7 protein-coding genes are annotated in these 12361 nt (G+C 61.3%); 6 read left to right on the plus strand and 1 reads right to left on the minus strand.

Annotated features, from left to right (window positions below):
* Window positions 1–93: 93 nt before the first annotated feature.
* The 6 genes from D8779_RS04925 to selO all read left to right on the plus strand — a co-directional run bounded on the left by D8779_RS04925 (window position 94) and on the right by selO (window position 11275).
* The gene (locus D8779_RS04925) at window positions 94–1278 is read left to right on the plus strand and encodes a YbfB/YjiJ family MFS transporter (RefSeq protein WP_136663332.1); all 1185 of its coding nucleotides are present in this window, start codon (window positions 94–96) and stop codon (window positions 1276–1278) included.
* Between the two features lie 4 nt (window positions 1279–1282).
* Window positions 1283–2326, plus strand: coding sequence for an NAD(P)H-dependent flavin oxidoreductase (locus tag D8779_RS04930; protein ID WP_136663333.1), 1044 nt, complete (start codon window positions 1283–1285; stop codon window positions 2324–2326).
* Window positions 2327–2522: 196 nt separating this feature from the next.
* Window positions 2523–4325 carry an acyl-CoA dehydrogenase gene (locus D8779_RS04935; RefSeq protein WP_136663334.1) on the plus strand — a complete coding sequence of 601 codons (1803 nt, stop codon included), beginning with the start codon at window positions 2523–2525 and terminating at the stop codon, window positions 4323–4325.
* A 141-nt stretch (window positions 4326–4466) separates the two neighbouring features.
* Window positions 4467–6212, plus strand: coding sequence for a potassium/proton antiporter (locus D8779_RS04940; RefSeq protein WP_136663335.1), 1746 nt, complete (start codon window positions 4467–4469; stop codon window positions 6210–6212).
* Window positions 6213–6377: 165 nt separating this feature from the next.
* Entirely contained in the window at window positions 6378–9737 is a 3360-nt protein-coding gene (gene mscK / locus D8779_RS04945; RefSeq protein WP_136663336.1) for a mechanosensitive channel MscK, read from the plus strand.
* Window positions 9738–9814: 77 nt separating this feature from the next.
* The gene (gene selO / locus D8779_RS04950) at window positions 9815–11275 is read left to right on the plus strand and encodes a protein adenylyltransferase SelO (RefSeq protein WP_136663337.1); all 1461 of its coding nucleotides are present in this window, start codon (window positions 9815–9817) and stop codon (window positions 11273–11275) included.
* Between the two features lie 192 nt (window positions 11276–11467).
* Here the strand turns inward: selO and D8779_RS04955 are convergent, their stop codons facing one another.
* On the minus strand, window positions 11468–12166 hold the full coding sequence (locus D8779_RS04955) for an aspartate/glutamate racemase family protein (RefSeq protein ID WP_136663338.1): 699 nt from the start codon (window positions 12164–12166) through the stop codon (window positions 11468–11470).
* Window positions 12167–12361 lie beyond the last annotated feature (195 nt).

Raw genomic sequence — 12361 nt, forward strand, 5'->3', positions numbered from 1 at the left:
CCACTAAAAGTGAAAAACATGCTCAGTATTTTTCATTACCAGTCACGCAAACACAACGACTAAGGTGCCAAGCCTCGATCAAGGCGTCGCCCCATGCCCTCAGCCCAGCCCCGTCATATCCTCCTCGCCCTGCTAGCCGGTGCCAGTGCGCTGATGGTGGTGCATGGGCTTGGCCGTTTCGCCTTCCCCCCCTTGCTGCCACACCTGATCGCCGACGGCCTGCTCAGCCTGGAACAGGGTGCGCGCCTGGCGACCTGGAACTACATAGGTTACCTGCTCGGTGCCCTGCTCGCCCTGGCCCTGCACGCGCCGACGAAGATGCGCGTGGCGCTGCCTATGGCGCTATTGCTGAACGCCGCGCTGACCCTCGCCCAAGGATTTACCGAGAACTATTCCAGCCTGCTCTGGCTACGCCTGGCCAACGGCATCAGCAACGGCCTGGTGTTCGTCCAGGCACCCGCGCTGGTCCTGGAATGGCTGGCGCAGCAGCAACGCACGCGCCTCAGCGGCCTGGTCTACCTCGGCCTGGGCGGCGGGCTGCTGCTCTCCAGCGGCGTGGCGGACTGGCCGGCCGCATGGTTAGACGGTGCCGCACGCTGGTGGCCAGTGGCCGCGCTGGCCTTGCCGCTGGCCGCACTGAGCGCCTGCCTGCTCGCGCGCCTGACCCTGCAAACCCAGCCGGCTGCGATCCAGCTCCCCGCGTCGGCACTGCTCGATCAAGCCAGCACACCGCTGTTTCTCGCCTACGCCGGTGCCGGTCTCGGCTACATCCTGCCGATGACCTTTCTGCCGGCCCTGGCCCGCGAGCAGCTGCCGGCCGACGATCCCCTGCTGAGCGGTGCCTGGCGCTGGACAGCACTAGCCTGCCTGGCCTCCATCGCCCTATGGAACGCCCTAGGCAGCCACCTCGGAGATCGCCGTGCTCTACTCTGCTCCTACCTGCTACAGGCAATCGGCTGTGCTGCGCCATTGCTCATGCCCGGTACCATCGGCTTACTACTGTGCGCGGTGCTGGTCGGCGGTACATTCATGGGCAGTGTTCTGCTAACCCAGCGACTGGCGCGCATCCTGCAGCCACACCAAGGCATACGCCTATCTGCCGCGCTGATCGCCCTGTATGGCGTCGCGCAACTGGCCGGGCCATGGCTCGCGGGCTTGTGGCTGGGACATGGCGGCAATCTTGAGCAAAGCTTCGCCTTCGGCACCCTGGCCATTCTCTGGGCACTGGTCTGGAGCTGGTTTATCCCCTCACATTCGACTCGCCACACGGGAGCTTAAACAGATGGATCTCAATTCCCTGCTAAATATCGACCTTCCCCTAATTCAGGCGCCGATGGCTGGCGTACAGCTACATGGCTTGGCCGCCGCGGTATGCAATGCCGGCGGCCTCGGCTCGCTGCCCTGCGCCATGCTCGACGCTGCCGGCTTGCGCAAAGAACTCACGGCGCTGAGCGAGAAAACCAGCAAGCCCTACAACCTCAACTTCTTCTGTCACACCCCGCCCGCCCCTCAGCCGCAGCAAGAATCCATCTGGCGCGAAGCGTTGGCACCTTATTACGCCGAGCTGGATATCGACCCGGCAAGCATTGCCAGCGGCCCTGGCCGCCAGCCATTCAGCGCTGAAATGGCCGATTTGCTCGATGAGTTTCGCCCCGCCGTGGTCAGCTTCCACTTCGGCTTACCCTCGCCTGAACTGCTGGCACGGGTCAAAGCCTGTGGCGCCAAGGTGCTCGGCTCAGCCACCACGGTCGCCGAAGCGCTGTGGCTGGAGGCGCATGGCGCCGATGTAATCATCGCCCAAGGCCTGGAGGCGGGCGGTCATCGCGGCATGTTTTTGACCGATGAGATAACCAGCCAGCTCGGCACCTTCGCCTTGCTGCCGCAGATTGTCGCGGCGGTGAGCCTGCCCGTGGTTGCCGCCGGCGGCATTGCCGATGCACAAGGCGTGCGCGCCGCCATGAGCCTGGGCGCGGCCGGCGTTCAGATTGGCACAGCCTACCTGTGTTGCCCGGAGGCCAGCACCAGCGCCATCCATCGCGCTGCGCTGCACAGCCCAGCGGCGCAACATACCGCCCTGACCAACCTGTTCAGCGGCCGCCCGGCACGCGGCATCGTAAACCGGGTGATGCGCGAACTGGGCCCGATCAGCGCGGCCACACCTAGCTTCCCATTGGCCACGGCGGCCATTGCACCCCTACGGACCAAAGCGGAAAGCCAGGGCAGCGGTGATTTTTCACCCCTTTGGGCCGGGCAGAATGTCAGCGGTTGCAAGGCCATCAGCGCCGCCACGCTGACCGCCGAACTGGCCCGAGGTTTTACCCAATAAACACGACAGCTACTGCACAACCTCGTAGGGTGGATAACGCTTCACCCGTCCACCAATGCGGCCTGGTGGATGGATAAAGCGCCATCCACCCTACACAACCCCTCGGCCCAACAGCTCGCTATCACCCTTATTGATAATGCTGGGAGCTCCGCCTGCAGCTGCTTAGACTCAGCCCATTGCCACCGGAGATATCCGCATGTCCGAGACCCTGCTCAGTTCCCGCAACCTGGCCTTCGAGCTCTACGAAGTGCTGGACGCCGAAGCCCTGACCCAGCGCGAGCGTTTTGCCGAGCACAGCCGCGAAACCTTTGACGCTGCCATCGACACCGCGCGCAGCATCGCGGAAAACCTGTTCGCGCCACACAACCGCAAGAATGATGAGCACGAGCCGGAGTATGTCGACGGCGCCGCCGTGCTGATCCCCGAGGTCAAACCAGCGGTAGATGCCTTCCTCGAAGCCGGCTTCCTCAATGCTACGCGCGAGTTCGACGCTGGCGGCATGCAGCTGCCTAACCTGCTGTCACAAGCCTGTTTCGCGCATTTTCAATCGGCCAACGCGGCCACCACGTCCTACCCGTTCTTGACCATGGGCGCGGCCAACCTGATCGAAAATTTCGGCAGCGATGAACAGAAGCAGCGCTTCCTGCAGCCAATGATTGATGGACGTTTCTTCGGCACCATGGCCCTCACCGAGCCGCATGCCGGCTCGTCACTGTCGGACATCCGCACCCGCGCCGAACCGGCTGGCGACGGAACGTACCGACTCAAGGGCAACAAAATCTTTATCTCCGGTGGCGACCACCCGCTGAGCGAAAACATTGTGCACATGGTGCTGGCCAAGCTTCCGGACGCCCCGGCTGGAGTGAAAGGCATCTCGCTATTTATCGTGCCGAAGTTTCTGGTTAACGATGATGGCAGCCTGGGCAAGCGTAATGATGTGGTTCTGGCTGGGCTCTTTCACAAGATGGGCTGGCGCGGCACCACCTCCACCGCGCTGAACTTTGGTGATAACGCTGACTGTGTCGGTTATCTGGTGGGCAAGCCACACCACGGCCTGGCGTATATGTTCCAGATGATGAACGAAGCGCGTATTGGCGTGGGTATGGGTGCGGTGATGCTCGGCTACGCCGGCTACCTGTACTCGCTGGACTATGCACGCCAGCGTCCACAGGGCCGCCTGCCCGACGGTAAAGACCCGACCTCCAGCCAGGTGGCGATCATCGAGCATGCCGATGTACGGCGCATGCTGTTGACCCAAAAAGCTTATGTCGAAGGCGCCTTCGACCTCGGCCTGTATGCCGCGCGCCTGTTCGACGACACCCTCACACTGGCGTCTGAAGAGGAGCGTCGCACGGCCCTGGAGCTGCTGGATCTGCTCACACCAATCGTTAAATCCTGGCCATCGGAGTTCTGCCTCAAAGCCAACGAGCTGGCCATCCAGATTCTCGGCGGCCACGGCTACACCCGCGACTACCCGGTGGAGCAGTATTACCGCGATAACCGCCTTAACCCGATTCACGAGGGCACCCACGGCATCCAGTCGCTGGATCTGCTGGGCCGCAAGGTATCGATGAATGGTGGTGCGGCGCTCAAGCAACTGCTCAAACTGATCCACGGCACCTGTCAGCGCGCCGAAGCCCATGACTCACTGACGTCACTGCGCCAGCCATTGGAACAACTGCTGGCGCGCCTGCAAGCGGTCACCCTGGCACTGCTCGGCGACCTGATGAGCGGCAAGGTCAATCAGGGCCTGGCCAACTCGGCGCTGTACCTGAAAGTGTTTGGTCACACGGTAATCGGCTGGCGCTGGCTGGAGCAGGCAATCCGCGCAGAAGAAGGCCTGGCGAAGGGTAACCCGGCTGATCGCGACTTCTACCAGGGCAAACTGCAGGCCGCGCGCTACTTCTTGACCTGGGAAGTGCCGAGCTGCCACCACGACCTGGCCATCCTCGAAGCCCGCGACGACACCTGTCTGGGCATGCAGGAGGCTTGGTTCTAACGCGGCCTCGAGGCCAGCAGCACCGACGCCCCGCTTAATGCGGGGCGTTTTTTTTCAGCGACTGAACCAGCCAGCGGTTAGAATCGCGAGCACGCGCCCTGCACAGTGGCGCGCTCACCAACCCGCACGGAGTAAGCGCCTTTGGATGCCAGCACCATCAATAATCTGTTCTTGATCGGTGCAATGCTGGTGGCCATGAGCATCTTGGTCAGTGCTTTCGGATCGCGCTTCGGCATCCCCATTCTGGTGATATTTCTTGGCGTCGGCATGCTTGCCGGCACCGATGGCCCCGGCGGTATCATTTTTAACAACTACCCGCTGGCTTACCTGGTGGGCAACCTGGCATTGGCCATCATCCTGCTCGACGGCGGTATGCGCACGCGGGTTTCCAGCTTTCGCGTGGCGCTGTGGCCCTCGTTGTCGCTGGCCACTGTCGGGGTTTTGATCACCGCAGGGCTCACCGGCGTTGCCGCTGCCTGGTTGTTTGAACTGACCTGGATGGAAGGCCTGCTGATCGGCGCCATTGTCGGCTCCACCGATGCCGCCGCCGTATTCAGCCTGCTCGGTGGCCGCGGCCTGAACGAACGGGTCAGCGCCACCCTGGAAATCGAATCCGGCAGTAACGACCCTATGGCGGTGTTTCTCACCGTCACCCTGATCGCCATGCTCGCCAGCGGCCAGGACGGCATGAGCTGGGACCTGCTGGTGCAACTGCTGCAACAGTTCGGCATCGGCGCCCTGTTCGGTCTTGGCGGCGGCTGGCTACTACTTAACCTGATCAACCGCATGGAGCTGGCCAACGGCTTGTACCCGCTGCTGGTGGTCAGCGGCGGTTTGATCATTTTCGCCATCACCACCGCCGTGGGCGGCAGCGGCATTTTGTCGATCTACCTGTGCGGCCTGCTGCTGGGCAACCGCCCGATCCGCTCGCGCCACGGCATCCTGCATATGCTCGACGGCCTCACCTGGCTGGCGCAAATCGGTATGTTCTTGGTCCTCGGCCTGCTGGTCACCCCCCATGAACTGCTGCCGATTGCCCTGCCGGCACTGGGCCTGGCGTTGTGGATGATTCTATTCGCGCGGCCGTTGTCGGTGTTTCTAGGGTTACTGCCATTTCGCGCGTTTCATGACCGCGAACGGGCGTTTATCGCCTGGGTCGGCCTGCGCGGCGCGGTGCCGATTATTCTTGCGGTGTTCCCGCTGATGGCGGGGCTGCCCAATGCTCAACTGTTCTTCAATGTGGCGTTTTTTATCGTGCTGGTTTCACTGCTGCTGCAAGGCACCAGCCTACCGTGGGCGGCCAAACTGTTGCGCGTCACCGTACCGCCAGAGCCGGCGCCAGTCTCACGGGCCGGCCTGGATGTGCACCCGACCAGCCAGTGGGAGTTGTTTATCTACCGCCTCGGCGCGGAAAAATGGTGCATCGGCGCGCCTCTGCGCGAATTAAAAATGCCCGAAGGCACCCGTATCGCCGCGCTGTTCCGTCAGACAGAGCTGCTGCACCCCTCCGGTAGCACCACCTTAGAAGCCGGTGACTTGCTCTGCGTGGTCGGTCACGAACACGACCTACAGGCCCTCGGCAAGCTGTTCAGCCAGGCGCCAACACGGGGCCAGGACCTGCGCTTCTTCGGCGATTTCGTCCTCGAAGGCGACGCCGAACTGGCGGCCATTGCCGCACTCTATGGCCTGAAACTGCAAGGCGCCGAAGGCCAGTTGCACCTGGGCCGTTTTATCGCTCACAAGATTGGCGGCTCGCCGGTGATCGGTGACCAAGTGGAATGGCAAGGCCTGACCTGGACAGTGGCAGCGATGGACGGGAACAAGATCCGCAAAGTCGGCGTCAGATTCCCCGAAGGCAATGGCCCAGGACCAGGGCTCTTCCTTTAAGAGTCTGTTTACGATCTGCTGCGCGTCGGCCCTGTTGCGTTAAAAGCAGGGCTCTAGCTCGCGAAACCGTAAACCGACTCTAATTAATAAGCCGTTTTACACGGCACAGGCGCTTCGCCAGGCGCCTGTTAAACTCAGCTTCTTTTCGAGCCCACGATCGTCACTATGCCCTCTCTTCGCACGTATCTAGCTATCGCTCTGCTTGGGCTGTGCCTGAGCACCTCCCTACTGCATGCCACCGAGCCGCCGAGCCGTGAGGACGTGCAGAAAAGCCTGGACAATCTGGCCGACCGAAAGCTGCCAGAAGCCGAGCAACTGGCCGTCAAGCAGACGCTGGAGAAAACCCTGGCGCTGCTGAACGAGAAGGCCGACAGCGAGCAGCGCCTGAGCGACCTGGAAAAGCAGCGGCAACAAGCACCGCGCCTGACGAACGAGGCGCAACGCGACTTTGAGCGGCTCAAAGCCAGCCCACCAACCCAGGTTAACCAGCGCTATGGCAAAAGCACGCTGCCCCAGCTCGAACAGCTACTGGCCGAACGCAACGCGCAGCTGAACGAATGGCAAAAACAAATTATCGAGGCCAACAGCCTAGTAATCACCGCGCAAACCCGGCCAGAACGCGCGCAGGGAGAAATCAGCAGCAACCAAACCCGCAGCCAGGAAATCAATAACATCCTGAAAAACGGCCGTGACTCCAACAAATCGCTGAGCAAAGAGCGCCGTGACCAGCTAAATGCAGAACTGGCCAAGCTCGAGGCACAAACCCAGCTGCGCCGCCAGGAGTTAGCGGGCAATAGCCTGCTGCAGGAGCTCGGCAACAGCCGCAGAAGCCTGCTGGAAGAGCGCATCAAACGCCTTGAGCAAGAGTTGCTCGATCTACAGAGCCTGATCAACGAGAAGCGCCGCAACCTGTCCGAGCAGACCGTCGCCGAGCAATCGCGCGAAGCCAAGAAAGCCGGCACTGACAACCTGCTGGCGCGTGAAAGTGCGCTGAACCTTAAGCTTTCCGATTACCTGCTGCGCGCCACCGACCGGCTTAACGAGCTGACTCGCTTGAACCTGCAGACCAAGCAACAACTCGACAGCTTGAGCCAGAGCGACCAGGCACTGGAAGAGCAGATCAGCGTGCTGCAGGGCAGCCTGCTGCTTTCGCGCATCCTCTATAAGCAACAACAGGCCCTACCGACGCTGGAGATCGACAGCAGCCTGCCGGATCAAATTGCCGATCTGCGCCTGTACCAATTTGAACTCAACCAGCAGCGCGAGAACATCAACAACCCCAGCGTGTATGTTGACCAACTACTCGACGCAGCCCCAGGCAGCGCAGTCGATAAACTCGCCCTGCGCAATGACCTGATGGATATCATCAATACCCGCCGCGAACTGGTCGACCGCCTGAACCGTGAGCTGAACGCCCTACTCAATGAGTCCATCACGCTGCAGCTCAACCAGAAACAACTGAAAAGCACCGCCGAAACCCTGCGCAACACCCTCGACGAGCAAATGTTCTGGATCCCCAGCAACAAACCGCTGGACCTGGACTGGTTCAAATCCGTACCGCGCTTATTGGAGCGGCAGATTGCCGAACTAGCCTGGGGCGCTAACCTGCGCCAGCTGGGTGCTGGCTTAACCGAGCGCCCGCTGCTGTTCCTGCCCCTGCTGTTACTGATTGCCGTGTTGTTATGGCGGCGCGGCTACCTGTATCGCAAGCTCGCCGAACTCCACCAGGACATCGGCCACTTCAAGCGTGACAGCCAGCTGCACACGCCGATGGCCATCATGCTCAATCTGTTATTAGCGCTCCCCGGCACCCTATTCTTAGCGCTGTGCGGCTTTGCTCTGCAGATGGACGCCCGCGGGCAAAACGCCAACTTGGGTGAAGCGCTGTTCCAAATGGCGCAGGCCTGGCTGGTGTTCTACACCCTGTATCGCATCCTTTCCGACGGTGGCGTGGCCGAGCTGCACTTCCGCTGGGGTCGCTCGCAAGTCGACTTTCTGCACCGCCAAGTGCGCCGCCTCGGCCTCGTGGTGATGGCCCTGGTGGCCGTGGTGACAGTTGCCAAACATCAGCCGGCAGGCCTGGGCGATGACGTAATCGGCCTGAGCGTAGTGCTGAGCGGCTACGCCCTGATGGTTTGGCTGTTACACAAACTGCTGCTCAGCGGCCCGGCCCGCGAACATGCCTCGCCCTTCCGCATGCTGATCGGCATCGCTCTGAGCTTGCTACCGCTGGCGTTGATCGTGGCGGTCGGTTTTGGCTACTACTACACCGCGCTGAAACTCAGCGATCGCCTGATCAATACGCTGTACCTGCTGGTGATCTGGTTGATTATCGAAGCCACCTTCGTTCGCGGCCTGGGCGTTGCTGCACGCCGCCTGGCCTACCAGCGTGCACTGGCCAAACGCCAGGCGCAGAGCAAGGATGGCGGCGAAGGCACGGAAACCGTGGTCGAGGAGCCGACCCTGGATATCGAACAGGTCAATCAGCAATCACTGCGCTTGATCCGCCTGGCCCTGCTCGGCACCTTTATCGCGGGCCTGTACTGGGTCTGGGCGGACCTGATTTCAGTGTTTACCTACCTGGATAACATCGTTCTATACGAATACAGCAGTGGCGCCGGCGATGCCGTTACCCAGGTGCCGATCAGCCTCAGTGATGTACTGGGTGCCCTGATCATCATCGGCATCACAGTAGCGCTGGGGCGCAACCTGCCAGGCCTGCTTGAGGTGCTGGTGCTGTCGCGACTGAAGCTGGCCCAAGGCAGCGCCTACGCCACCACCACACTATTGTCCTACGCCATTGTTGGGATTGGCTTTGTCATCACCCTGTCGACCCTCGGCGTCAGCTGGGACAAGCTGCAATGGCTGGTGGCCGCACTCTCGGTGGGTCTGGGTTTTGGTTTGCAGGAAATCTTTGCCAACTTTATCTCTGGCCTGATCATCCTGTTTGAACGCCCAGTGCGTATCGGCGATGTGGTGACCATCGGTAATCTGTCCGGCACCGTGAGCAAAATCCGCATCCGCGCCACCACCATTACCGATTTCGACCGTAAAGAAATTATCGTGCCGAACAAGACCTTCGTCACCGATCAATTGATCAACTGGTCACTGAACGACACCGTCACCCGGGTCATCGTGAAGATCGGTGTAGCTTATGAAACCGACCTGCCGCTGGCGCGCAAACTGATGATGCAAGCCGCCACGGAAAACCCGCGAGTGCTGCGCGACCCTGAGCCGCTGCTGTTCTTCCTGACCATCAGCGCCAGCACCTTCGACTACGAGCTGCGCTTCCATGTGCGCGAGTTGGGCGACCGCAACGCCGCCACCGACGAAATCCTCACGCGCATCGCTACCAGCTTCCGTGAGAACAACGTCGAGATGGCGTTCAATCAGGTCGAAGTGATGATCAAAAACCTGCAAGGCCACGAACTCAACCTGAGCAGCGGTGAAATCATGAAAGCCGGTGCGGCGGCCGCGGCCAAACAAGATCAACTGCCGCCGGCGCCCAGCGTGGACCCGCTATAAAGCCCGCTACTCGACCTGCCAATGCAAGTCTGAACCCTGACACTGCCGGGCCTGTTATGCCCGGCTGGAGCCTGACCGTGAAGTCGCTCATCGAGCTGCAATTCGACAACCGTTTCGCCCGCCTTGGCGACGTTTTTTCCAGCCATGTGCTGCCCGAGCCGATTGCCGAGCCACGCCTGGTTGTCGCCAGTGCGGCCGCTATGGCCCTGCTCGACCTCGACCCCGCTGAAGCCGAAAGCGAAGTGTTCGCCAAACTGTTTGCCGGGCACACCCTGTGGAGCGCTGCAGAGCCCCGCGCCATGGTCTATTCCGGGCACCAATTCGGCGGCTATAACCCGCGCTTGGGTGACGGCCGCGGTCTGCTGCTGGGCGAGGTGGTTAACCAATCTGGCGAATACTGGGACCTGCACCTCAAAGGCGCCGGGCAAACACCTTACTCGCGCATGGGCGATGGCCGCGCGGTGCTGCGCTCATCGATCCGTGAGTTTCTTGCCAGCGAACACTTGCATGCCCTCGGCATCCCCAGCTCACGGGCGCTGTGCGTGACCGGCTCCAGTACCCCGGTGTGGCGCGAAAAGCAGGAAAGCGCGGCCATGGTCCTGCGCCTAGCGCCCAGTCACGTGCGCTTCGGCCACTTTGAATACTTCTATTACACCCAGCAGCATGAATCGCTGAAACAGCTGGCCGAGCATGTGCTGCACAACCACTACGCCGCGTGCGCACAACAGGAGCAGCCGTACCTGGCGATGTTCCGTGAAATTGTTGAACGTAACGCCACGATGATCGCCTACTGGCAGGCCTACGGTTTTTGCCATGGGGTGATGAACACCGACAATATGTCGATCCTCGGCATCACCTTCGACTACGGCCCGTACGCCTTCCTCGACGATTTTGACGGCAACTTTATCTGTAACCATTCCGACGACAGCGGCCGCTACAGCTTCAGTAACCAGGTGCCGATTGCCCAATGGAACCTCGCGGCCCTCGGCCAGGCGCTGGTGCCGCTGGTGGAGGTGGACGCCCTGCGCGAAACCCTCAGCCTATTCCTGCCGCTGTATCAGGCGCATTACCTCGACCTGATGCGCAAACGCCTGGGCCTGCTCAGCGCCGATGACGGCGACGAAGCCCTGGTGCAACGCTTGCTGCAGCTGATGCAAGGCAGTGCGCTGGATTACAACAACTTCTTCCGCGAACTCGGCAACAGCCCAGCCGACCAAGGCGTAGCGCGCCTGCGTGACGACTTTACCGATCTGGCCGGCTTCGACGCCTGGGCGGTGGATTACCTGGCACGCAGCGCTCAGGATGATGATGAACCCGCGCAGCGCCTTGAACGCATGCATGCGGCCAACCCCAAGTACATCTTGCGCAACTACCTGGCGCAGCAGGCGATTGAGGCGGCGGAACAAGGCGACTACGCACCGGTGCGCGAACTGCATCAGGTGCTGTCCCGCCCTTTCGACGAGCAGCCAGGCTTCGAACACTACGCCCAGCGCCCGCCGGAATGGGGTAAGCATCTGGAAATCAGCTGCTCATCCTGAACAGAGCCGCAGGGTGGATGACGCCTTTTCATCCACCCACTGCCCCAGTGGATGGATAGAGCGCCATCACCCTACGAACCTGTCAGTCAAGAGCCGGATCTAAGCCAGTGCGGGAGGGGCTTTAGCCGCGACTGTCGCCGCTGAAGCGCCTCCCACGCAGCATCACCTCAAACAGCAGGATAGGCGGCGACCCTACGAGCTACCCAGCATCCACTCCAGCCCCATCGCCACATGCACGTTGGTGCTATCGAGCAGTGGTAGTGGCGCGTCTAGGTCATCGAGCAACAAGCCAATCTCGGTGCACCCCAAAATGGCCACCTCAGCGCCCTGGGCCTGCAACTCACGCAAGCATTCCAGATAGAAGTCGCGAGCGGGCTCAAGAAACTGGCCCTGGCACAGCTCGGCAAAAATCACTCGATCGATTTCCGTCATCTGCGCAGGCGTCGGGATGATCACCTCAATCGCGAAGCGCTCAGCCAGGCGCTGCCGGTAAAAATCTTCCTGCATGGTGAAGCGCGTACCGAGCAGGGCCGCACGCTTTACCCCCTGGCGTTGCAGCGTCAGGCCGACCGCATCCGCGATATGCAGCAACGGTATATCCAGCGCTGCCTCCAATGCAGGCGCAACTTTGTGCATGGTATTGGTGGCCAACAGCAAGGCCGTGGCCCCGGCCTGTTGCAAGCCAAGCGCAGCGCTGGCCAACAGCGTGGCTGCCGTCTGCCAGTCGCCACGTCGCTGCAGCTCGGCGATTTCAGCAAAATCCACCGAATGCAGCAACACGGGCGCCGAGTGCAACCCACCCAGGCGCTCGCGCACGCCTTGATTGAGCAGCCGGTAATAGCTGGCCGTGGACTCCCAACTCATACCGCCCAAGATGCCTAACTGGCGCATACCACCTCCCCTTCAGTAAAGCCTTGAGCCTAAGCCGCTTATGCGCCGACGCACAGATACAGTGCGCGCTAGAGCCGTCGGTACAGCCTTATCTATTAAATCGAAAAGGCATATAAACCTTCCCAAACATTCTTAGACTCTCTAAGCAGCAACCCTTATCTTCTCCGCCTTGCCGGCCCTCCCGTCTGAATGGGT

This window comes from Pseudomonas leptonychotis, from assembly GCF_004920405.1.
Lineage (GTDB): Bacteria > Pseudomonadota > Gammaproteobacteria > Pseudomonadales > Pseudomonadaceae > Aquipseudomonas > Aquipseudomonas leptonychotis.